The sequence below is a fragment of the Variovorax sp. E3 genome, from assembly GCF_016082275.1.
Lineage (GTDB): Bacteria > Pseudomonadota > Gammaproteobacteria > Burkholderiales > Burkholderiaceae_C > Variovorax.
The window spans coordinates 1-21,179 of sequence record NZ_MOWM01000103.1; the positions used below are offsets into that span (position 1 = coordinate 1).

General features: G+C 68.7%; 15 protein-coding genes and 4 pseudogenes. 9 read left to right on the forward strand and 10 right to left on the reverse strand.

Annotated features, from left to right (window positions below):
- The first annotated feature begins 152 nt into the window (after positions 1-152).
- Complete coding sequence (locus BMG07_RS27575; RefSeq protein ID WP_198087205.1) at positions 153-497, forward strand: hypothetical protein; 345 nt, start codon at positions 153-155, stop codon at positions 495-497.
- 85 nt (positions 498-582) lie between these two features.
- On the opposite strand, the gene BMG07_RS27580 is transcribed toward BMG07_RS27575, so the two are convergent.
- The 3 genes from BMG07_RS27580 to BMG07_RS27590 all read right to left on the reverse strand — a co-directional run bounded on the left by BMG07_RS27580 (position 583) and on the right by BMG07_RS27590 (position 4,071).
- Positions 583-1,899: a sulfatase gene (locus BMG07_RS27580; RefSeq protein ID WP_198087206.1), complete on the reverse strand. Its 1,317-nt coding sequence runs from the start codon at positions 1,897-1,899 to the stop codon at positions 583-585.
- Between the two features lie 23 nt (positions 1,900-1,922).
- Entirely contained in the window at positions 1,923-2,909 is a 987-nt protein-coding gene (locus BMG07_RS27585) for a Bug family tripartite tricarboxylate transporter substrate binding protein (RefSeq protein ID WP_198087207.1), read from the reverse strand.
- A 148-nt stretch (positions 2,910-3,057) separates the two neighbouring features.
- Entirely contained in the window at positions 3,058-4,071 is a 1,014-nt protein-coding gene (locus tag BMG07_RS27590) for a tripartite tricarboxylate transporter substrate binding protein (RefSeq protein WP_198087208.1), read from the reverse strand.
- Positions 4,072-4,196: 125 nt separating this feature from the next.
- Between BMG07_RS27590 and pcaQ the strand changes: the two genes are divergently transcribed.
- From pcaQ to BMG07_RS27605, 3 genes are read left to right on the forward strand one after another with little or no spacing between them, the layout of a single operon-like run.
- On the forward strand, positions 4,197-5,156 hold the full coding sequence (gene pcaQ / locus BMG07_RS27595; protein ID WP_269759440.1) for a pca operon transcription factor PcaQ: 960 nt from the start codon (positions 4,197-4,199) through the stop codon (positions 5,154-5,156).
- 60 nt (positions 5,157-5,216) lie between these two features.
- Positions 5,217-5,822, forward strand: coding sequence for a TetR/AcrR family transcriptional regulator (locus BMG07_RS27600; RefSeq protein ID WP_198087209.1), 606 nt, complete (start codon positions 5,217-5,219; stop codon positions 5,820-5,822).
- Positions 5,819-7,039, forward strand: coding sequence for a DUF418 domain-containing protein (locus tag BMG07_RS27605; RefSeq protein WP_198087210.1), 1,221 nt, complete (start codon positions 5,819-5,821; stop codon positions 7,037-7,039). Before BMG07_RS27600 ends, BMG07_RS27605 begins: the two co-directional genes overlap by 4 nt.
- Here BMG07_RS27605 and BMG07_RS27610 read toward each other — a convergent pair.
- Positions 7,012-7,632, reverse strand: a complete 621-nt coding sequence (locus BMG07_RS27610) for a LysE/ArgO family amino acid transporter (protein WP_198087211.1) — start codon at positions 7,630-7,632, stop codon at positions 7,012-7,014. The two genes, BMG07_RS27605 and BMG07_RS27610, sit on opposite strands and share 28 nt — an antisense overlap.
- Positions 7,633-7,739: 107 nt before the next feature.
- On the opposite strand from BMG07_RS27610, the pseudogene BMG07_RS27615 reads away from it, so the two are divergent.
- Positions 7,740-8,183, forward strand: a pseudogene (locus BMG07_RS27615) (Lrp/AsnC family transcriptional regulator); the annotation flags it as partial.
- Between the two features lie 7 nt (positions 8,184-8,190).
- Here BMG07_RS27615 and BMG07_RS27620 read toward each other — a convergent pair.
- Positions 8,191-9,891, reverse strand: coding sequence for an amidohydrolase (locus BMG07_RS27620; protein WP_198087213.1), 1,701 nt, complete (start codon positions 9,889-9,891; stop codon positions 8,191-8,193).
- 35 nt (positions 9,892-9,926) lie between these two features.
- Complete coding sequence (locus BMG07_RS27625; protein ID WP_198087214.1) at positions 9,927-10,679, reverse strand: helix-turn-helix transcriptional regulator; 753 nt, start codon at positions 10,677-10,679, stop codon at positions 9,927-9,929.
- A gap of 202 nt (positions 10,680-10,881) precedes the next feature.
- On the opposite strand from BMG07_RS27625, the pseudogene BMG07_RS27630 reads away from it, so the two are divergent.
- Positions 10,882-12,191, forward strand: a pseudogene (locus tag BMG07_RS27630) (amidohydrolase).
- A 27-nt stretch (positions 12,192-12,218) separates the two neighbouring features.
- On the opposite strand, the gene BMG07_RS27635 reads toward BMG07_RS27630, so the two are convergent.
- The 3 genes and pseudogenes from BMG07_RS27635 to BMG07_RS27645 all read right to left on the reverse strand — a co-directional run bounded on the left by BMG07_RS27635 (position 12,219) and on the right by BMG07_RS27645 (position 16,609).
- Positions 12,219-13,298, reverse strand: a complete 1,080-nt coding sequence (locus BMG07_RS27635) for a mechanosensitive ion channel family protein (protein WP_198087215.1) — start codon at positions 13,296-13,298, stop codon at positions 12,219-12,221.
- Positions 13,298-15,539 (reverse strand): annotated as a pseudogene (locus BMG07_RS27640) (FUSC family membrane protein). The gene BMG07_RS27635 and the pseudogene BMG07_RS27640 overlap by 1 nt, the downstream one beginning before the upstream one ends.
- Before the next feature lie 2 nt (positions 15,540-15,541).
- Positions 15,542-16,609: an inositol monophosphatase family protein gene (locus BMG07_RS27645; protein WP_198087216.1), complete on the reverse strand. Its 1,068-nt coding sequence runs from the start codon at positions 16,607-16,609 to the stop codon at positions 15,542-15,544.
- Between the two features lie 108 nt (positions 16,610-16,717).
- On the opposite strand from BMG07_RS27645, the gene BMG07_RS27650 reads away from it, so the two are divergent.
- Both BMG07_RS27650 and cysE read left to right on the forward strand, forming a co-directional pair.
- Positions 16,718-17,449: an RNA methyltransferase gene (locus BMG07_RS27650; RefSeq protein ID WP_198087217.1), complete on the forward strand. Its 732-nt coding sequence runs from the start codon at positions 16,718-16,720 to the stop codon at positions 17,447-17,449.
- 76 nt (positions 17,450-17,525) lie between these two features.
- A pseudogene (gene cysE, locus BMG07_RS27655) lies at positions 17,526-18,298 on the forward strand (serine O-acetyltransferase).
- Between the two features lie 16 nt (positions 18,299-18,314).
- Here the strand turns inward: cysE and cadR are convergent.
- Positions 18,315-18,791, reverse strand: a complete 477-nt coding sequence (gene cadR, locus BMG07_RS27660) for a Cd(II)/Pb(II)-responsive transcriptional regulator (protein ID WP_198087218.1) — start codon at positions 18,789-18,791, stop codon at positions 18,315-18,317.
- A gap of 72 nt (positions 18,792-18,863) precedes the next feature.
- Between cadR and BMG07_RS27665 the strand changes: the two genes are divergently transcribed.
- Entirely contained in the window at positions 18,864-21,164 is a 2,301-nt protein-coding gene (locus BMG07_RS27665; RefSeq protein ID WP_198087219.1) for a cation-translocating P-type ATPase, read from the forward strand.
- Positions 21,165-21,179: the final 15 nt, after the last annotated feature.

Consider the following 21,179-nt stretch of genomic DNA (forward strand, 5'->3'; position numbering starts at 1 on the left):
GTCTGCAGGAGTCACTCACTCAGACCATTTCAACGGTCTCTAAAACAAAGGAGGCCCTGTAGGGGGCACGAAGAAACCGCCAATCAACGCCACAAACGTCGATGAGCGCCCGGAACAAAAGACAATGACAAGTAAAAGACCTCGGAGAAAAAATGCGATCCTTCGTACTTGTCATCCTCACCGCCTGCGCAACCAGTTCAGTCGCTGTCGCCGCCCAAGAAGAATTGATCTATCACCACGGCCTCGGCGCAGAAGGTTGCGGCAAGCACATCGCGTGGCGCAGAGAGGGGCTTGCTGCCTATGACAGAGGCATTGTTCAGTGGACGTGGGGCTACATCAGCGCGTTCAACAACGCTGCAAAAAAGCAGACGCCAAACAAGACCCTCGCCCCCACGACGGTGCTTGCCTATCTGGACAAATATTGCCGGGATCATCCGCTGGAGTTGGTCACCAGCGGCGTCCAGGAGTTGATTGATGATCTCGGCGGAAGACTCTGAATGAAAGTGAAGCCTCTGAAGGACCGATTCTTTCTTCAGAGCAGGGCGCGCCCGCGAATGCCGCAAGCCCGCCCGTCACTTCACCTCACCTCTGCGGCATATCCTTGACCGAGTACCCCAAACTCACAGTCGCGTCCTCCGGAATCGCCGGCATCGTCGCATTCCAAGCCAGCCAATCCGCCCGCATCGCAGCCAGCCTCTCTGGCTCCTTCTTCCCAAGATTCGCCCGCTCGCGTTCATCCGCGGGAATGTTGAACAGGTATTCGTTCCCGTCCACCTGCAGATACTTCCAGTCCCCATCGCGCAGTGCTTGCTGTCCGCGATGGTTCATGCGCCAGTGCAGCGGCCGGCGGAAGCTCTGGGTTGCGTCTTTCAGCACGGGCATCAGCGACACGCCGTCCAGCGGATAGGCCGGGTCTGCCGACACGCCCGCTGCGTCGAGCATGGTCGCCGACCAGTCCATGGTCATGCACAGCTGCGTGCTCTCGCCGCCCTTGCCGATCACGGCGGGCCAGTGCGCGATCCATGGCACGCGAATGCCGCCTTCGGTCAGGTCCATCTTGCCGCCCACCAGCGGCCAGTTGTCCGAGAAGCGCTCGCCGCCGTTGTCGCTGGTGAACACCACCAGCGTGTTGTCGGCCATGCCGTGCTTTTCGAGCGCGGCCATGATCCAGCCGATGCCTTCGTCCATGTGATGGATCATGCGGCGGTACACGTGAATGTTGCCGCCGGCCAGGTCGAACAGGTTGTCCTTGATGTTCGGCGCCTTGGCCGCGTCGTCGCGCGTTTCCCACGGCCAGTGAGGCGCGGTGTAGTGCAGGCTCAAGAAGAAGGGCGCCTCCTGCTTGGCCATGCGGTCCACGTAGTCGACCGCGCGCTTCGACAAGATGTCGGTGAGGTAGCCCTCTTCAACCTTGTCCTCTTCGCCAAACCACAGGTCGTGGCGGCCGGTGGAGTCGCAGTGCGTGAAGTAGTCGACCCCGCCCGACATGGGTCCGAAGAACTCGTCGTACCCCGAGCGCAGCGGCCCGAAGGTGGGCGGGTAGCCCAGGTGCCATTTGCCGATGAGCGCGGTCTGGTAGCCGCTGGCCTTGAGCAATGACGGCAGCGTGGGGTGGTCGGTCGGCAGGCCCAGGGTGGTGCTGCCGCGGCTCTTGCTGTTGATGGGCTCTTCGGCCGCGCCGCGCAGGCGGTACTGGTAGCGCCCGGTGATCATGCCGAAGCGCGTGGGCGAGCACACGGGCGAGTTGGCATACCCCTGCGTGAGCTTCAGGCCGTTGGCGGCCAGGCCGTCGAGCACGGGCGACACGGGGCCGAACGCGGCGTCGCGGCCGCCGTAGCAGCCCAGGTCGGCATAGCCGAGGTCGTCGGCGACGATGAAGATGATGTTGGGTCTGGTCATGTCTCTTTGGTGGAGTGAGGGGGTCAGGGCTGGTAGCCCGACTTCTGCACGACGGGCGCCCACTGCGCGCGGTAGGCCTTGAGCATGGCCACGGTCTGCGCCTGCGTGCTGACCACCGGCGTCATGCCGGAGTCCTTGAACTTGCGTTGCGTGTCCGGGTCTTGCATGACTTCGCGGATGGCGGTGGCCAGTTGCTCGACCTTGGCCTTGGGCATGCTGGTGGGCGCGAAGAAGGTGTTCCAGCCGGTGGCGGCCAGGTCGAGGCCGGCTTCCTTGAAGGTGGGCACGTCGGGTGCGAAGCTCGAGCGCTTGGCGCCCGACAGCGCCAGGATGCGCAGCTTGCCCGCCGCGTGCTGCGGCAGCACCACGTCTTCGGTGTCCACGGCAATGGGCACCTGGCCGCCGATCAGGTCGTTCAGCAGCGGCGCGGAGCCGCGGTAGCCGATCACCTGGGTCTGCACCTTGGCCTTCTCGCCCATCATGAGCCCGAAGAAGTGCGGCAGGCTGCCGGTGGCCGGCACGCCCACGTTGGCCTGCGACGGGTTGGCGCGCATCCACGCGAGCAGGTGGCTCAGTTCGCGCACCGGCAGGGTGGGCGACACGGCCAGCGCGAAGTCGTAGTCGTTGACGTAAGACACGGGCACGAAGTCGCGCTCGGCGTCGTAGTTGTTGTCCTTGAAGACCAGCGGTGCCACCACCATGACGGCGGGGTTGGCGAGCATCAGCACGTTCTGGTTGGCGGGGGTGATCTTCACTTGCTGCGCCGCCAGGCGGCCGCCCGCGCCGGGCTTGTTGTCGACGATGACGGCCACGCCCAGCTTGGTGCCGAGCTTGTCGGCCACCACGCGCGCCACGCGGTCGGTGGCGCCGCCGGGCGCATAGCCCACCACGATGTGCAGCGGGCTGTCGAGCTTGAGCTGCGCGGCTGCGGTGGTGGCGAAAGCCGCCGTGAAGCCGGCAATGGCCAGCAGGCCGACAAGGCGGCGGGTGAGGGTGGGGGTCGGCAGCATGATGGGCAGGTCCTTGTCTTCGTCGGTTCGGGCGGTGGCCAGTGAGTGTGGCCGCGAGGTCCGCGGTTGCGGACGATTCTGAAGACGCTGCACTCGATTGTTCAAATCAACCATTGCCCGTGTAAACCCGAAGACGGCGCAGGGCCGCTCAGTCGACCTTCATGCCCGTGGCCTTGACGATGCGGCCGTAGCGCGCAAGGCTCGCGGCCAGGTGGTCGCTGGCGGCGGTGCCGGTTTCCGCGAGCGGCACCATGTCGAGCGAGGCCAGGCGCGACTTGATCTCGGGCAGCGCCATGGCTTTTTGCAGCGACGCGCGCAGCGTCTGCATCACGGGCTCGGGCGTGGCGGCCGGCACCATGGCCAGGTAGAGCACTTCGAACTCCAGGTTCTTCAGGCCCAGCTCGCCCACGGTGGGCACCTGCGGCAGCAGCGGCGAGCGCTGGCGCCCGGTCACGGCCAATGCGCGCAGCTTGCCCGACTGCACCTGCGGCAGCAGCCCCGGCGTGGCCAGGATGCCGGCCTGCACCTCGTCGCCCATGAGCGCCAGCACGGCGGGCGCGTTGCCCTTGTAGGGCACGTGCGTGATCTTGGCGCCGGTCTCGCTCGCGAAGATTTCCGCGGCGATGTGGCCCGGGCTGCCGTTGCCGGCCGAGCTGAAGGTGGCGGGCTCGGCCTTGGCTTGCGCAATGAAGTCGGGCAGCGTCTTCGCCTTGACGTTGCCGGCCACGCCGAAGCTCAGGCCCGACGAGCTGAAGATCATCAGCGGCTTCAGGTCCTTGGCCGCGAAGGGCATCGACGGGTAGAGGTGCGGGTTGATGGTGAAGGTGGTGTCGATGCCCAGCAGCACCGTGTAGCCGTCGGCCGGGCTCTTGGCCACCAGGTCGGCGCCGATGTTGCCGCCCGCGCCGGGGCGGTTGTCGACGATGAAGGGCTGCTTGAGGTCTTTCTGCAGCGCGTCGCCCAGCGCGCGGGCCAGGATGTCGATGGGCCCGCCCGCCGGAAAGTTGGTGAGCAGCTTCACCGCCTTGGTGGGGTAGGGCGCGTCGGCCGCGTGGGCCGTGGCGCCCGGGCCGAAGGGCAGCAGCAGCGCCGCGCAGGCGGCGGCCACGGCGAGGCGGCGGCGGCGCGTGCCGCCGAAGGTTTGGGTGAAACCGGTGGTCATGTCTGGGCTTGTCTCCTTGTTGTGGGCAACTCTAGGCCGGTGGCGGAGGCGGCACAACTGAAAGCTCTTCCGCCAGGTATTCCAGATGGTTATATTTAAAAACCCATCCCACAGAGGAAAGCCCGATGTCAGCCATGAACTTTTCTCGCCTGAAGCTGCGCCACCTGCAATGCCTGGTGATGGTGGCGCAGGAGCGCAACCTCGTGCGCGCGGGCAAGGCGCTGTCGCTCACGCAGCCGGCGGTGTCCAAGACCGTGGCCGAGCTGGAAGAAATCGTCGGCCGCCCGCTGCTGTTGCGCCGGCGCCGAGGTGTCGAGCTCACGCCGGCGGCCGAGGTGCTGGTGCGCCATGCGGTGTCGGCGCTGCGCGGGCTCAGCGAAGGCCTGGGCCTGGCCATGGACCTGCCCGAGGCCGACCAGCTGCATGTGGCCGTCGGCGCCTTGCCCAACATGACGGCCAACCTGCTGCCGGAGGCGGTCGCGCTGCTGCATGCCTCGCACCCGGCGCTGCGCGTGCGCGTGGTCAGCGGCATCAATGCGCAGCTGATGATGCAGCTGCGCCAGGGCGAAATCGACCTGGTGCTGGGCCGGCTCGCGCAGGCATCGGCCATGGCCGACCTGGCCTTCGAGCAGCTCTACAGCGAACCCTTGCTGCTGGTGGTGCGGCCGGGGCATCCGCTGGCGTCGCGGCGCAAGCCGGCGCTCGACGTGCTGGCCGGCTATCCGCTGGTGCTGCCGGTGTCGGGCTCGCTGATCCGCCACACGGCCGACGCCTTTCTCATTGCACAGGGCGTGGCGCTGCCGAACCGGCTGGTGGAGGCGACCGACACCAGCTTCGTGGTCGGGCTGCTGCAACGCTCCGACGCGGTGTGGTTCGGGCCGCAGGGCGCGGTCGAGGGCTTTGTTTCGCGCGGCGAGCTGAAGCGCCTGGCCATCGACACGGCCAGCACCGAGGGGCCGGTGGGGCTCACGGTGCGGCGCAACGCCGAGCTGAGCGAGGGCGCGCGCCTGCTGATGGACACGATTCACGGCATCGTCCAGAAGCGGCAGAGCCGGGCCGCTTCGCGCGGTCTTAAGGATTCCTGAATAATAGATCGAGCATTCAGTCTAATAATTGGCGCATGACCGAACTGTTCGAGCCACACCATGCGCAAAGTCGATCCTGAGCGCCAGCAGGCCAAGCGCCGCCAGATCATGGAAGCCGCCGCCGACTGCTTTGCGCGCCGGGGCTTCCACGCCACCACCACCGCCGAGATTTGCGCCGCCGCGGCCATGAGCCCGGGCAATCTCTTTCATTACTTCGACAGCAAGAGCGCCATCGTCGAGGCCATCGTCGAGGAAGAGCGGCGCGACACCGCCGCCTACTTCGCCACGCTCGACGACGCGCCCGACCTGCTGGAAGCCTTGCTCGGCTTCCTCGACGTGGTGATGGCCTTTGCCGCCGACAAGACCTACTCTCGCCTGGCGCTCGAAGTCGCGGCCGAGTCGATTCGCAACCCCGCCGTCGGTGCCAAGGTAGCGGCCAGCGACGCCGAAACGCGCACGGCCATGGCCGCGATGCTGCGCACGGCCATGGCCCGCGGCCAGGTCGATGCAGACCTGGACCCGGAACAGGCCGCGACCTGGATCGCCGCGCTGATCGACGGCGTCTTCGCGCGGCTCGCGGTCGACGCGGGCTTCGACCCGGAGGCCGAGGCGCCGATGCTGCGGCTGGTCGTCAGCCGCTTCTTGCGCCCCGGGAGCGCGGCATGAGCGCGATGGTAGAGCGCGAGCGCCAGTCACTGGTCGATGCCCTGCGCGGCTTTGCGCTGCTGGGCATTCTGGTGGTGAACATCGCGACCTTCGCCTCACCCTTCTACGGCATGGGCGTGCCCGACCCGATGGCCCAGACGGTGGCCGAGCGCGCCGCGCTTTTTGCGCGGGCCTTCCTGTTCGAGACCAAGTTCTACCTGCTGTTCTCGTTCCTGTTCGGCTACAGCTTCACGCTGCAGATGCAGTCGGCCGAGCGCGATGGCAAGCCCTTCGTGCCGCGCATGCTGCGGCGGCTGGCGGGGCTGTGGGTGCTGGGGCTGCTGCATGCGGTGCTGCTGTACCACGGCGACATCCTCACGACCTACGCGGTGCTGGGCGGCGTGCTGCTGGTGCTGCGGCGGCGGGGCGAAAAGTTCATGCTGCTTTGCGGCGTCGGCCTGGTGCTGGTGGTGTCGCTGATGTGGGCCGCCATCGGCTACCTGCTGATGCACGCGGGCATCGAGGCCGACACGCGCGGCGCCTATGCCGAGGCGGCCGCCGCCCTGCGGGCGTATCGCGGCACGCCGTTCACGGTGATCGTGCAGCATGTGCGCGAGCTGGGGCAGGTGTGGGTGGTGATCGCGCTGGCGCAGGCACCGAACGCGCTGGCGATGTTCTTCGCGGGCTTCATCGCCGGGCGGCGCGGGCTGCTGGCCAATGCCGGCGTCGCGGCGCATCGCGCGCTGTTCAAACGGCTGCTGTTCTGGGGGCTGGCCGTCGGCCTGCCGGGCGCGGTGTACTACGGCCTGTCGACCCTGCGCATGAACGAGGGCGGCCGCGAGGTGCTCGGCCTGTCGGCGACCCTGCTCACGGCGCCGTTCCTGACGGCCGCCTATGCGTCGGGGCTGGTGCTGCTGTTCCAGACGGCGCGGGGCCGCGCGCTGGTGACATGGCTGGCGCCGGCGGGCCGCATGGCGCTGTCGAACTACCTGCTGCAGTCGCTGGTGTGCGCGTGGATCTTCCTGGCCTACGGGCTGCGGCAGATCGGCACGGTCGGGCCGCTGATGACCTTCGCGTTCGCCTTTGCAATATTCGCGGTGCAGATGCTGCTGAGCCACTGGTGGATGCGGCACTTTGCCTACGGCCCCGTCGAATGGCTGCTGCGGGCGCTGACGAATCTGTCGCTGCCCGCGATGCGCCGCGCGCCGGCTCAGCGCGACAGCAGCGTCGAGAGCTGATACGCGGCAAAGCCCAGCAGCACCGTGCCCGACAGCCGGTTGATGAACTGCATCGACCGCGCGCCGAGCTTGTGCCGGACCGACGACACCATGGTCGACAGCCCCAGCCACCACAGGGCCGAACCGAGGAACACGCCGAGCACCATCGTCGCCGCGGCCGGCGCGCCGCTCACGTGCCCGGTGGCGATGGAGGCGAACACGGCCACGAAGGACAGCACCGTCATCGGGTTGGCCAGCGTGAGCGCGAACACCGACAGCATGGCCTTCAGCGGCGTGGTCGCGTCCTGCGCCGACCGCGCCGTGGTGGCGGCCGGCGCGCGCAGCAACTGCACGCCCATCCACGCCAGAAACGCCGCCCCGCCCAGCGCCAGCGGCACGCGCGCGGCCACCATCGACGCAATGACGGCCGACACGCCCAGCGCGCCGATGGCGCCGTAGAACGCATCGGCCAGCGCCGCGCCCAGCCCGCTCATGAAGCCGATGGCGCGGCCGTGCGCGAGCGTGCGCTGGATGCACAGCAGGCCGATGGGGCCGACGGGCGCGGCAATCGAGAGGCCGATGACCAGGGCCTTGAAGAAGAGCGGAAAGTCCATGCCCGGAATTGTCCCGGGCCCGCCCGTTGGAGAGAATGGCAAAGCGCAGGCCGATCGGCCCGTTGGCCTGAAATCGGAAGCCCGCGCCTCACTCCGGCCTGAAATCCATGGAAATCGACCCCAAGAACTGGCAGATCCTCGACGTGCTGCAGCAGGACGCGCGCACTTCGCTCACCGCGCTGGCGCGGCAGGTCGGGCTGTCGGTGCCCTCGACTTCGGAGCGCGTGAAGCGGCTCGAAGAGGCCGGCGTGCTGGAGGGCTACCGCGCGGTGGTGCCGCCGCGCAAGGTGGGCTACACCGTGACGGCGCTGGTCGGCATCACCACGCTGCAGCCCGACAAGGCGCGGCTGCTGAAGCTGCTCAAGGGCAAGCCCGAGGTGCTCGAGTGCCTGCACGTGACGGGGCAGGACTCGTATGTGCTGAAGGTGATCGCGCGCGACATCGAGCACCTGGAGGCCTTTGTCGGCAGCATCAACCATCTGGGCGAAACGCGCACGTCGATCGTCATGTCGGCGCCGATTCTGGCGCGCGCGGTGGCGGCGCGGCCGGCGTGGCGGGTCAGCGCGCAGCAGGTGCGGAAGGCGCCGCGTAGACCTGCTCGCCCGCGAGCCAAGTGCCCAGCACCTTGGTCTTCCAGATATCGCCCGGCGCGGCGGTGAACGGGTCCTGGTCGACGAGGATGAAGTCGGCCCACTTGCCGGGCTCCAGCGAGCCGATCGATTTTTCCTGGTGCTGCGCATAGGCCGCGTCGAGCGTGAACGCGCGCAGCGCCTGCGGCAGCGTCATCGCCTCTTCGGGGTGCCAGCCGGCGATGGGCTTGCCCTCGTGGTCGGTGCGCGTCACGGCGGCGTGCAGGCCAAAGAAGGGGTTGGCCGACTCGACCGGAAAGTCAGACCCGCCCGCGATCACCGTGCCCTGTTTCAGAAAGGTCTGCCACGCATAGGCGCCCTTGATGCGCTCCTTGCCCACGCGGTCTTCGGCCATGTTCATGTCGCTGGTGGCGTGGGTCGGCTGCATCGACGCGACGAGGCCCAGCGTCTTGAAGCGCGGAATGTCCTGCAGCGACACCACCTGCGCGTGCTCGACGCGGTTGCGCCGCGCCATGCCGCCGGCGTCTTCCTTGTAGGCGGCCTCGAAGGCGTCGAGGATCTGCCGGTTGGCCGCGTCGCCGATGGCGTGCACGTTGACCTGGTAGCCGGCCTTCAGCGCGGTGCGCACCTTGGCACGCATCGCGGCGTCGTCCATGAAGAGCAGGCCCTTGTTGTTGTGGTCGTCGCTGTAGGGCTCCAGCAGCGCGGCGCCGCGGCTGCCGAGCGCGCCGTCGGCGAAGAGCTTCACGGCGGCCAGGCTGAAGCGCTCGTTGCCATAGCCCTTGAGCGGGCCCTGGGCGGAGAGCTTCTTGTAGTCGTCGCCCACGTCGAAGATCATCGCGTAGACGCGCGAGGTCAGCTTGCCCGCGTCGGCGAATTCGCGGTAGATGCGCACTTCGTCGGCGCCGGTGCCGGCATCGCCCACACCGGTAAGGCCCAGCGAGGCGAAGTGGCGCATGGCCGAGTCGAGCGCGAGGCGGCGCTCGGCGTCGGTGTAGGGCGGCATCACCTTGGTGAGCAGCAGCTGTGCCTTGTCGATCAGGATGCCGGTCGGCTCGCCCTTGGCATCGCGCTCGATGCGCCCGCCCACCGGGTCGGGCGTGTCGCGCGTGATGCCGGCCATCTGCAGCGCCTTGGTGTTGGCCCAGATCGCATGGGCATCGACGCGGCGCAGCGTCACCGGGCGGTCGGGAATGGCGGCGTCGAGTTCGGCCGCGGTGGGAAAGCGGTCGAGCTTCCAGATCACCTGGTTCCAGCCCGAGCCCATGATCCATTGGCGCGCGGGGTTGGCCTGGCCGTAGGCCTTGATCCTGGCTTGTGCCTCGGCCAGCGTGCGCGTGTCGGTGACCACCACTTCGCTCTGCCGAAAGCCGATGCGAAAGACGTGGCCGTGCGCATCGATCAGCCCCGGCAGCAGTGTGCGGCCCTGGCCGTCGATCTTGCGCGCGTCGGGGTACTGCTTGGCGAGCGACGCGGCTTCGCCGACGCCGAGCACGCGGCCCTTGTCGAAAGCCAGCGCCTCGAAGGGCACGAGCTTGTCGCCCGCGAAGGTGTAGCCCTTGACGGGCGCGACCACGGTGGGCTCGGCGAGCGCCTGGCCGGGGCCGCAGGCGAGGGCGGCGGCAACGGGCAGTGCGCCCAGCAGTTTCTTCAAAAGAGCGTGGCTCATGGCGGTCCTGATGTCGATAAGAAAAAGGGGCGCGGTCAATGCGCCGCGCGTGTCAGGAACTCGCGCAGGTTCTGCACGCCGAGCTTGGCGTAGACGCGTTCCTTGTAGGTGATGACGGTGGCCGGCGACAGCGACAGGTGGCGGCCGATTTCCTTGGCGGTGCAGCCGTCGGCCAGCAGGCGCGCCGTCTCGCGTTCGCGCGGCGAGAGCTCGGGCCAGGCCTGCGGTTCTTCAGGCACGCGCTGCAGCGACGCGATCTCGTCGTGGCGGTGCACCAGCGCCATGAGCGTGGACGCATGCGCGCGCATCAGCCGGGTGGTGCGGTCGCGCTGCGCCTTCGTGCGCGAGAAGTACAGGTTGAGGTAGCAGGTCTGCTCGCGCCAGCGGCGCACCAGCGACACCTTGCCGGTGAAGCCGGGGCTGTCGAACAGCAGGCGTCGGTACTCGGCGTCGCCGATGCCGGTAGGCGAGGTCCACAGCAGTTGCAGCTCGGGGCGCGGCGCGGCGGGCCGGCGCGTGTCGCTGCACATCAGCGGGTAGTGCGGGTCGCGCGCGTAGAAGCGCTTGACGAAGATCTCGGTGGTCGACTCGATCAGGTGCTGGTCGAGCATGCTCGCCGCCGAGGCCGCCTGCACGCGGCCGCGCGCGTCGTAGCTCAGGTAGCTCACGTGGTCCACGCCCAGCGCGGCGTGCAGGCCTTCGAGCAGGCGGGAATGGAAGGCGGGGCTTCCCAGGTGCTGGACGGCTTCTGCGAGCCATGCGTCCTGCACGGGCAATTCGTTGGTCATGTGTGTCTCCGGCGCGCAAATAATGCCATGGTGGGCCGCGGCGAAGTTCCCGTGTCCTCACCCGTGAGGACATACACGCCGGGTGCCGCGACCTAGAGTCCCGGCCTCGGCCGAGGCCCACGGAAAAAAATCATTTCAACCGGAGACGACAAACATGCACCTGAAGAAGAATCTCGCGAGCCCCGTGCTCGCCGCCGCGCTGATGTTCTGCGCCGCCACCGCTGCCACGTCAGCAAGCGCGCAGGCCGGCGACGCCGCCTCGCTGCAGGCGCAGATCGACACGCGCGCCAAGGCGGTCGAGGCACGGCTGATCGCGTGGCGCCGCGACATTCACCAGCACCCCGAACTCGGCAACTACGAAACGCGCACCGCCAAGCTCGTGGCCGACCACCTGCGCAAGCTCGGCTTCGACGTGAAGACCGGCGTGGCGAAGACGGGCGTGGTCGGGCTGCTCAAGGGCGGCAAGCCGGGCCCGGTGGTGGCGCTGCGCGCCGACATGGACGCGCTGCCCGTGAAGGAACGCGTCGACGTGCCCTTCGCCTCCAAGGCCAAGGGCCAGTACCTGGGCAAGGAAGTCGACGTCATGCACGCCTGCGGCCACGACACCCACGTCGCGATCCTCATGGCCACGGCCGAAGTGCTCGCGGGCATGAAGGACCAGCTGCAGGGCTCGGTCAAGTTCATCTTCCAGCCGGCCGAGGAGAGCCCGGCCGACTTCGAGCCCAACGGCAGCAACATGTGGGGCGCCAAGCAGATGGTGGCCGAGGGCGTGCTCGACAACCCGAAGGTCGACGCCATCTTCGGCCTGCACGTGAGCAGCGGCATCGAGTCGGGCAAGCTCGCGTGGCGCAGCGGCGCGGCCATGGCGGCGGCCGACCAGTTCTGGATCGACGTGAAGGGCCGCCAGACGCACGGCGCGCGCCCCTGGGGCGGCATCGACCCGATCGTGGTGGCCTCGCAGATCGTGATGGGCCTGCAGACCATCCAGAGCCGGCAGGTCAACGCGATGCTGGAGCCTTCGGTCATTACCGTGGGCACCATCCATGGCGGCAACCGCATGAACATCGTGCCCGAGAAGGTCGAGATGATGGGCACCGTGCGCACGTATGACGAAGGCATGAAAAAGGACATCCACGCGCGCATGAAGCGCACCACGGAGTCGATTGCCGCCAGCGCCGGCGCGAGGCGACCTTCAAGGTGGTGGAGCTGTACAACGCCACGGTCAACCAGCCCGCGCTGACCGCGCAGATGGCGCCCACGCTGCAGCGCGTGGCGGGCGAGGGCAACTGGATGCTCGGGCCCAAGGCCACGGCGTCGGAAGACTTTTCTTTCTACCAGGAGCGCGTGCCGGGCCTGTTCTTCAACCTGGGCGTGACGCCCAAGGGTGTGGACGTGACGAAGGCCGCGTCGAACCACTCGCCGGAGTTCTACGTCGATGAGCCCGCGCTGGTGAACGGCGTGCGGGCGCTGGCGAACCTGACGGTGGACTACATGCTGGCTTCGGCCAGGTAACGGCGAAGCCCGCAGCGGGCGCCACGCTCAGGCGTGCTGCGCCGGCTGCGGCATCCGCTGCTCCTGCATGCCTTCGCTCTCGATGCGCATCTTCGGCAGGAACTGCGGGTACTCGCGCTGCATGAAGTCGATCAGGCCTTCGCGCACGTTGCAGCGCAAGTCGAAGGCCAGGCCCGACGTGGCCGCGGTGCACAGCACGCGGACCTGCATCGTGCGTTCGGTGGCGTCGGTCACGCGCAGGTTGAAGAAGCGGCCGTCCCATTCGGACGACGACTTCACGATGCGCTCGACCTCCTCGCGCAGCGGCGCGAGCGGCATGCCGTAGTCGGCGTAGATGAACACCGCGCCCAGCAGCTGCGACGAGTGGCGCGTCCAGTTCTGGAAGGGCTTCTCGATGAAGTAGGTCAGCGGCAGGATCAGCCGGCGCTCGTCCCAGATCTTGATGACCACGAAGGTGCCGGTGATCTCTTCGACGCGGCCCCACTCGCCCTCGACCACCAGCACGTCGTCGATGCGGATGGGCTGCGCCAGCGCGATCTGCAGGCCGGCGATGAGGTTGCTGAACACGGGCTTGGCCGCCAGGCCGGCCACGATGCCGATCACGCCGGCTGAGGCCAGCAGGCTGGCGCCGACCTGGCGCGCGCCCGGAAAGGTCATGAGCATCATCGCGCCGCCGGCCACCAGCACCACCGTGGCGGCGGTGCGCGCGAGCACGCGGGTCTGCGTGAGCACGCGGCGCGCCTGCAGGTTGTCGGCGATGTCCGAGGGGTTCTGCGCGAGCACGCCGTCGGCGAAGCCGCTGATGGCCTTGACCGCGAGCCAGGTGGTCGACGCGATGAGCAGCAGGCCGGTGAGGTGGCGCACGTTGCCGATGAAGTGCAGGTCGTCGGGCGCGCCCTGCCACACCACGTTCAGCGCCAGCAGCGGGAGCACGATGCGCGCGGCCGCGTTGCAATTGACCACCATCGAATGGATCGTCGGGGCTGGGCGGGTGATCCGCCGGAGCACAAGGCCGCCGATACGGTGCGCGAGAAGAGAAAGGGGAACTGCGATCAGGGCGGCAACCCATGTGCCAAACCAGGGATGGGCGAGTATCTCTTGTGTCATCAGGCGGTGGTCGTCTTTGCTTGCGTGGTTGTCTCTGTCAGAGGTTGAAGAATGCGTGCTGCGTCGTCGCGCAGTTGCGTGGCCAGGGCCGTGGCCAGGTCGAGTCGGCGCAGCAGCCAGGGGCTGATGTCGTTGTCGAACGGGTCGGGCAGAGGAATCGGTCCGCCAACGGTGGTGGAACCGGTGCTCTCGGGGTGAGAGGGGCCGCTGGTCGGCATAGTTCCGATGGCGGCTTCGATTCGTTGCGATGTGCGGCTGATGGGCCCCTCGACCTCGCCCGGCGTGAGGCGGTCGCGCCGCAGCACGAGCATCGATTTGACGGCGCTCAACTGCGCGAGCAGCTGGTAGCTGTGGGCCTGCAGATGCTCCAGCGGCTCCAGCGGCGGCTGCACCGCGCGCGGTTCGGAGAGCGAACGCTGCGTGGCTTGCACCAGCGCCGAGAGGCTGTCGTAGGCTTCGCGGCGCGCCAGGCGCCATTCGAGTTCGGGGCTGCTGTCGATGGCCTGCAGCTGGCCCAGGCCGAGCGCCAGCCGCGCATGGCGGGCCTGCGCGGTGAGCACGCGCGCCACCAGCGCCGGGATCTGCGTGCGCTCCCACGAGGGCAGCACGTAGCAGAAGCCCCAGGCCAACGCTGCGCCGATGAGCGTGTCGGCAATGCGCTCGAACAGCGCGAAGATGGGCGCCACGCCCACGTTCAGCATGTGCGCCTGCACCAGGCCCAGCACGGTGGCGGCCACGGCGGTGATGAGGTAGCGCCGCACCGCGAAGCTGTGCGCAATGGCCTGCGCCACCGTGACGATGGCCAGCAGCGCCAGCGCCGACGGGTGCGCCGACAGCAGCCCGACCGCGAGCACGCAGCCCAGCAGCGTGCCGGCCACGCGCGCGTTGCGCCGCTCCAGCGTCTGCGAGAGGCTGCCGCGCAGCACCACCACGATGGTCAGCAGGATCCAGTAGTCGTGCGAGCCCCAGGGCATCGACACCGCGATGGCGTAGCCGCCGCAATGGCCAGCGACGCGCGAATGGCGTGGCGCAGCGGCGGCTGGTCCCAGCGCCACAGCGTGAAGAAGGGGCGAAACGACCAGTCGGTCGGGCTCACGAACATCTGCCAATTGGCGCGCACCACGGCCAGGTTGGGCTCGGCGTCGCCGCGCGCCATGGCCGACAGGCGCAGCACCTCGTCGTTGATGTGGCCGATGCGGCTGGCCAGGCCGCGCGCGAGCATGGCCGCGGTGGGCCGATGTGGCCGCCGCTGTTGCTGCTGTCGTCGGCCGAGACGTGAATGGCCGCCAGGCGAGGGCGGCGGTCGGCCACGGCGGCGGGCTGGCGGCGCATGAGCAGCGCGTCGGCCAGGGCCACGGTTTCGTCGGCCAGCTCTTCGAGCACCTGGCGCATGTCGATGAGCGCCGCCGCATGCGCCGGGTGGGCGCGCAGGGCGTCGAGGTCGAGCTCGCTGGCCAGCAGCTGGTCGCGCATTTCGAGCACGATCACCAGCATGGCGGCCAGCCGCTGGCGGCGCGGCGTGCGCGGCGACTCGAGCACGATGTCGCGCGTGGCCTGCAACTGGTCGGCCAGCGCGGCCTGCTGGCGCAGCAGCTGGCCGAGCAAGGGCGCGGGCGTGTCGCGCACGTCGCGCGTGGCGTCATGCGGCAGGAACTGGCCGGCCTCGGTGCGCATGAGCGCGGCCAGCGAATACAGCACGTCGGCCACCGACTGGGTGCGAAAGCGCCCGTTGAGCAGCAGGTTGGCCAGCGTGGCCCAGATCACGTACAGCCCCGCGCCCAGCCCGAAGTGCCAGGTGCGCTCCAGCGCATCGGCCATGTCGCGCGGGGTTTGCGTGGCCATGGAGAAGATCATCGAGAACATCACCGCGATGGCGATGGGGATGCCCCGCTTGCCCCAGGCCATGGCCAGGAAGGCCATGAAGGTGGCGGGCACCAGCAGCAGCCCGAGGCGGATGGGCGCCGTGTGCAGCATCTGCACCGCGAAGAACAGCGGCAGCCCGATGAGCGGCGCCGGCAGCATCTGCAGGAACTTGCCGCGGCGCGGGCCGGGCAGGTCGGGCGGCGCGGTGACGATCACGCCGGTGGCGGCGGCCGAGGCCGCGAGCGTGCCGAGCCAGAAGTGGATGCCGCCCGAAATGAACAGCAGCCCCAGCGCCACGGTGAGCCCGCTCGCGACGTAGTGGCTCAGCGCCACGCGCAGGGCGGCGCGAACCCGGGTCGCGGCGCGGGGCCCGAGCATCGTCACTTGGCGGAAGCGTCGCCCTCGGAGGGGCTGGAGTCGTTGTTGCCGGCGGGCGCGTCACGGCGGATGCGCGTGAGCTTGCGCGGCGCGGGCGCCGCGGCGGGGGCGGCTGCCGCCGCGCCTTCGGCCGATTCGTCGGCGAAGTCGGGCACGGTGCTGCGGGCGTACAGGTCGACCGATGCGTCTTCCGCGCTCGCCTTGGTCGAGGCGGACACGGCGCGCACGCGGTCGCTGGCGCGCAGCTTGTCGTCCACGTTGGCGAACTTGGAGTACTTGGCCAGCAGCGGCACCAGTTGGCCGTACACGCGCGGGGCGCCGGCCAGGCATTCGCGCTGCTCCATGAAGTCGGGCTCGCCCGTGAAGTTGCCGATCAGGCCGCCGGCCTCGGTGACCAGCAGCGAGCCCGCGGCCACGTCCCAGGGGTTCAGGCCGGTTTCGAAGAAGCCGTCGGTGAAGCCGGCGGCCACGTAGGCCAGGTCGAGCGCGGCGGCGCCGGGGCGGCGCAGGCCGGCCATGCGGGGCATCATGTCGGCCATGATGGCCAGGTACTGCTTGAAGTTGTCGCCCGTGCGGAACGGAAAGCCCGTGGAAATCAGGCACTCGCTGAGCTTGATGCGCTTGGACACGCGGATGCGGCGCTCGTTCATGTAGGCGCCGCGGCCCTTGGTGGCGGTGAACAGGTCGTTGCGGCTCGGGTCGTAGATGACGGCCTGCTCGATCTTGCCGCGCACCGACAGCGCGATCGACACGCAGTACACCGGGAAGCCGTGGATGAAGTTGGTGGTGCCGTCCAGCGGATCGATGATCCAGACGTAGTCGGAGTCCTTGGCACCATGCTCGGTGCCCGATTCTTCGGCCAGGATGCCGTGCCCCGGATACGCGCCCAGCAGCGTCTCGATGATGACGCGCTCGCTGGCGTGATCGACTTCGGTGACGAAGTCGTTGACCTGCTTTTGCGAGATGCGCACGGCCTCGACGTCGAGGGCGGCGCGGTTGATGATCGCGCCGGCGGCGCGTGCGGCCTTGACGGCCACGTTGAGCATGGGATGCAGGTTGGGGGACGACATTGGATTGTGAGAAGAACGGTGGGGAGGCCCCGGAGGCGGCCCGGCGATGCGGGCGGCGAGAATCGGTCATTTTACCGGCTCCGCCGTTTTGTGTCTCCCCACCCCCTCATGCGCACCCGTTTCATCCTGATCCAGACCAGCCACGCCGGCAATGTGGGCGCCGCCGCCCGCGCCATGAAGACCATGGGTTTCGACGACCTCGTGCTGGTGGCCCCGCGCTGGGCCAACGTGCTGCGGCGCGAGGAAACCATCCAGCGCGCGAGCGGCGCGCTCGACGTGCTGACCAATGCCCGCATCGTCGAAACTCTCGACGAAGCCCTGGACGGCGTGACCCACCTGTGCGCCACCGCCATGATCCCGCGCGACTTCGGCCCGCCCACCCGCACCCCCCGGGAGCACCTGGAACCCCTGGGAAAGCAGGGGGACCAGCACGTGGCCTTCCTGTTCGGCTCCGAGCGTTTCGGCATGCGAAACGAAGACGTCTACCGCTGCAACGTGGCGCTGAGCATTCCGACCGACCCGAAGTTCGGCTCGCTGAACCTGGGCGCGGCCATCCAGGTGGTCGCCTACGAATGGCGGCTGGCGCTGGGCGGCTACGGGGTGCGCGAGGCCGTGAACCCGGTGCAGGCGGCCGACGCGCAGGCCGTGGCCGGCATGCTCGACCACTGGGAGCGCTCGCTGGTGGAGATCGGGTTTCTCGACCCCGAAGCGCCCAAGAAGCTCATGCCGCGGCTGCAGCAGCTCTTCAACCGCGCTCAGCCCACGCCGGAAGAGATCCACATCCTGCGCGGCATCGCCAAGGCCATGAGCGACGCGACGCGCCCGCCCCGGGGCTCGTAAAACCTTATCGCGCGTAAGCGATGACGGCGGGTTATAGACTGCCCGCCCCATATCGATATAACGACAAAAGGCAGCGATGTTCTCTCGACTGCGCGCCGACATCCGGTGCATCCTCGAACGCGACCCGGCCGCCCGCAGCGCCTGGGAAGTGATCACGGTCTACCCCGGCTTCCATGCGTGGTGCTGCACCGCTGGGCGCACACGTGTTGGACCCATGGCTTCAAGTGGCCGGCGCGCTTCATCGCGCACGGCGCGCGCTGGCTCACGGGCATCGAGATCCACCCGGCCGCGAAGATCGGCGAGCGCGTGTTCTTCGACCACGCCATGGGCGTGGTGGTCGGCGAGACCGCCGAGATCGGCGACGGCTGCACCATCTACCAGGGCGTGACGCTGGGCGGCACCTCGCTCTACAAGGGCACCAAGCGGCACCCGACGCTGGGGCGCAACGTGGTGGTGAGCGCGGGGGCCAAGATATTGGGCGGCTTCGTCGTGGGCGACGGCGCCAAGATCGGCAGCAACGCGGTGGTCATCAAGCCGGTGCCGGCGGGAGCGACGGCGGTGGGCATTCCCGCGCGCATCATCCCGTCGAAGGCCGGCGAGAGCGCCGACGTGGCCGCGCCGCAGAAGTTCTCGGCCTACGGCATCACGCAGGACGACGACCCGCTGAGCCAGGCGATGCGCGGGCTGATCGACAACGCGTCGAGCCAGGAGCACCAGATCGCGCTGCTGTGGCAGGCGATCGAGAAGCTGTCGGACCGCTCGGGCACCACCAAGGACTGCGTGCCCGGCGATGCGGCGCGCGACGAATGCTTCGAGGCCGAGAAGCTGACGCAGCTGGTCGGCAAGTAGTAGCAGCAGCAGCGGCTCAGGCCGACCGCTTGCTGCCGGCGGCGCCGTGCAGCGAGCCGTGCACATGCCCTGCGTGCTGGCCGAAGGTCTCGGGCGCGAGCGCGGCGGTGTCCAGCTCCTGCAGGATGCCGCAGCTGTTCGCGGACTCGGGCCCGCCGCACTGCAGGCGCAGCGCCTTCAACTGCTTTTCCAGTGTCTTGAGCTCGGCGATGCGCGAGGCCACGTGGCCGATGTGGTCGTCCAGCAGCTGGTTGACCTGGCCGCAGTCTTCCTGCGGCGCGTCGCGGAATTTCAGCAGGCTGCGGATCTCGTCCAGCGTCATGTCGAGGGAGCGGCAGCGGCGGATGAAGCCCAGGCGCTGGGCATGGTCTTCGTCGTAGATGCGGTAGTTGCCGTCGGTGCGCGCGGGCTCGGGCAGCAGTTGCTCGCGCTCGTAGTACCGGATGGTTTCGACGGGGGTGTTCGCGACCTTGGCCAGTTCACCGATTTTCATGATGCGGCAAATGAACGGGAGTGGAAATGAGCGTTTGACTCTACACCTGCTTCAGGGTTTCCAATCGATTGCATGACGAACGAAAACGCTCTGACCCGGCCCGTGCCGCATGCCCATTCCCATCCGCACGGCGATGACCACGGACATGACCACGCCAAGCCCCACGCCCACTCGCATGCCGAAGACGCGTGCTGCGGCGGCGGCAGCCACGGCAGCGCGATTCCACTCGCGCCCGACACGGCCGACGTGCCCAAGGGCGCCTTGCTGTTCCGCATTCCCACCATGGACTGCGCCGTGGAAGAGTCTGAAATCCGCCGCGCGCTCGAGCCCATCGCGGGCGTGAAGGCGCTGCGCTTTCGCCTCGGCGAACGCACCATGGCCATCACCACGGAAGACGGCGCGTTGCCCGAGGCGCTGGCCGCCATCCGCAAGGCCGGCTTCAAGCCCGAGCCGCTGAATGCGGCGGGCGCGCAGGGCGCCGCGGCCCCCGCACAGATCGCGGGCATGAACGCCGGCCTCGTGCGCCTGGTCGCGGCGTTGGTGCTGGCCATCGTGGCCGAGTCGATCTCGTTCATGGCGCTCGAAGGCAAGGGCTTCATGGCGCTCGAGATGGTGCTCGCGCTCGGCGCCATCGGGCTGGCCGGCCTGGACACCTACAAGAAGGGCTTTGCCGCGCTGGTGCGCGGGCGCCTGAACATCAACGCGCTGATGGCGGTGGCCGTCACCGGCGCGTTCATCATCGGCCAGTGGCCCGAGGCCGCGATGGTGATGGCGCTCTATGCCATTGCCGAGCTGATCGAGGCGCGCGCCGTCGACCGCGCGCGCAACGCCATCCAGAGCCTGCTGGCGCTTGCGCCCGAACAGGCCGAGGTGAAGCAGCCCGACGGCAGCTGGCAGACCGTGATGGCCAACGCCGTCGCGCTGGACGCCGTGGCGCGCATCCGCCCCGGCGAGCGCGTGCCGCTGGACGGCATCGTCACCGAAGGCACCAGCGCCATCGACCAGGCGCCGGTCACGGGCGAGAGCATTCCGGTCGACAAGACCGTGGGCGACCCCGTGTTCGCGGGCACCATCAACCAGACCGCCGCGCTGGAGTTCCGCGTGACGGCGGTGGCGTCGAACACCACGCTGGCGCGCATCATCCACGCGGTCGAGGAGGCGCAGGGCTCGCGCGCGCCCACGCAGCGCTTCGTCGACAAGTTCGCCGCCATCTACACGCCCACCGTCTTCGTGCTGGCGCTGGCCGTGGCGGTGCTCACGCCGCTGTTCATGGACTGGACGTGGATGCAGGCCATCTACAAGGCACTGGTGCTGCTGGTCATTGCCTGCCCGTGCGCGCTGGTCATCTCCACGCCCGTCACGGTGGTGAGCGCGCTGGCCTCGGCCGCGCGGCGCGGCATTCTGATCAAGGGCGGCACGTACCTCGAAGAAGCGCGCAAGCTCAAGGCGATTGCGCTGGACAAGACCGGCACCATCACCGCAGGCAAGCCCAAGCTGGTGGCGTCCTCGCTGCTCGATGCGTCCGCCAACGAAGCCGCCGTGTTCGCGGTGGCCGCGAGCATCGCGGGCCGCTCCGACCACCCGGTGTCCAAGGCCATTGCCGAGGGCCTCAAGGGCCAGCGCGACGAGGTCGGCGACTTCACCGCGCTGCCCGGGCGCGGCGTGCGGGCCACGCTCGCAGGCCAGGCCTATGTGCTGGGCAACCACCGCCTGATCGAAGAACGCGGGCTGTGCTCGCCGGCACTCGAGGCCACGCTCAAGGGCCATGAGGAGGCGGGCCGCACCGTCACGCTGCTGGCGTCCGACACCGCCGTGCTCGCGCTGTTCGCGGTGGCCGACACCATCAAGGAATCGTCGCAGGCCGCGATCGCCGAGCTGCGCGCGCTGGGCGTCGTGCCCGTGATGCTCACAGGCGACAACACCGCCACCGCCAGGACCATCGGCGCGCATGCCGGCATCGACGACGTGCGCGGCAATCTGCTGCCCGAGGAAAAGCTCGACGCCATCAAGGCCATGCAGCAGCGCTACGGCGCGGCCGCCATGACCGGCGACGGCATCAACGACGCGCCCGCGCTGGCGCAGGCCGATATCGGCTTCGCCATGGGCGGCGCGGGCACCGACACCGCGATGGAAGCGGCCGACGTGGTCATCATGAACGACGACCTGCGCCGCATTCCCGAGACCATCCGCCTGTCGCGCCGCGCGCATTCGGTGCTGTGGCAGAACATCACGCTGGCGCTGGGCATCAAGGCCGTGTTCTTCGTGCTTGCGGTGTTCGGCAGCGCGACCATGTGGATGGCCGTGTTCGCCGACATGGGCGCGAGCCTGCTGGTGGTGGCGAACGGGCTGCGGTTGATGCGCACCGAGAAGTAAAAAGCAGGGCGAGGC

Coding starts and splice junctions, on each gene's coding strand:
- BMG07_RS27575 (WP_198087205.1), top strand. CDS start 153: ATGCGATCCTTCGTACTTGTCATCCTCACCGCCTGCGCAACCAGTTCA.
- BMG07_RS27580 (WP_198087206.1), bottom strand. CDS start 1,899: ATGACCAGACCCAACATCATCTTCATCGTCGCCGACGACCTCGGCTAT.
- BMG07_RS27585 (WP_198087207.1), bottom strand. CDS start 2,909: ATGCTGCCGACCCCCACCCTCACCCGCCGCCTTGTCGGCCTGCTGGCC.
- BMG07_RS27590 (WP_198087208.1), bottom strand. CDS start 4,071: ATGACCACCGGTTTCACCCAAACCTTCGGCGGCACGCGCCGCCGCCGC.
- pcaQ (WP_269759440.1), top strand. CDS start 4,197: ATGTCAGCCATGAACTTTTCTCGCCTGAAGCTGCGCCACCTGCAATGC.
- BMG07_RS27600 (WP_198087209.1), top strand. CDS start 5,217: ATGCGCAAAGTCGATCCTGAGCGCCAGCAGGCCAAGCGCCGCCAGATC.
- BMG07_RS27605 (WP_198087210.1), top strand. CDS start 5,819: ATGAGCGCGATGGTAGAGCGCGAGCGCCAGTCACTGGTCGATGCCCTG.
- BMG07_RS27610 (WP_198087211.1), bottom strand. CDS start 7,632: ATGGACTTTCCGCTCTTCTTCAAGGCCCTGGTCATCGGCCTCTCGATT.
- BMG07_RS27620 (WP_198087213.1), bottom strand. CDS start 9,891: ATGAGCCACGCTCTTTTGAAGAAACTGCTGGGCGCACTGCCCGTTGCC.
- BMG07_RS27625 (WP_198087214.1), bottom strand. CDS start 10,679: ATGACCAACGAATTGCCCGTGCAGGACGCATGGCTCGCAGAAGCCGTC.
- BMG07_RS27635 (WP_198087215.1), bottom strand. CDS start 13,298: ATGACACAAGAGATACTCGCCCATCCCTGGTTTGGCACATGGGTTGCC.
- BMG07_RS27645 (WP_198087216.1), bottom strand. CDS start 16,609: ATGTCGTCCCCCAACCTGCATCCCATGCTCAACGTGGCCGTCAAGGCC.
- BMG07_RS27650 (WP_198087217.1), top strand. CDS start 16,718: ATGCGCACCCGTTTCATCCTGATCCAGACCAGCCACGCCGGCAATGTG.
- cadR (WP_198087218.1), bottom strand. CDS start 18,791: ATGAAAATCGGTGAACTGGCCAAGGTCGCGAACACCCCCGTCGAAACC.
- BMG07_RS27665 (WP_198087219.1), top strand. CDS start 18,864: ATGACGAACGAAAACGCTCTGACCCGGCCCGTGCCGCATGCCCATTCC.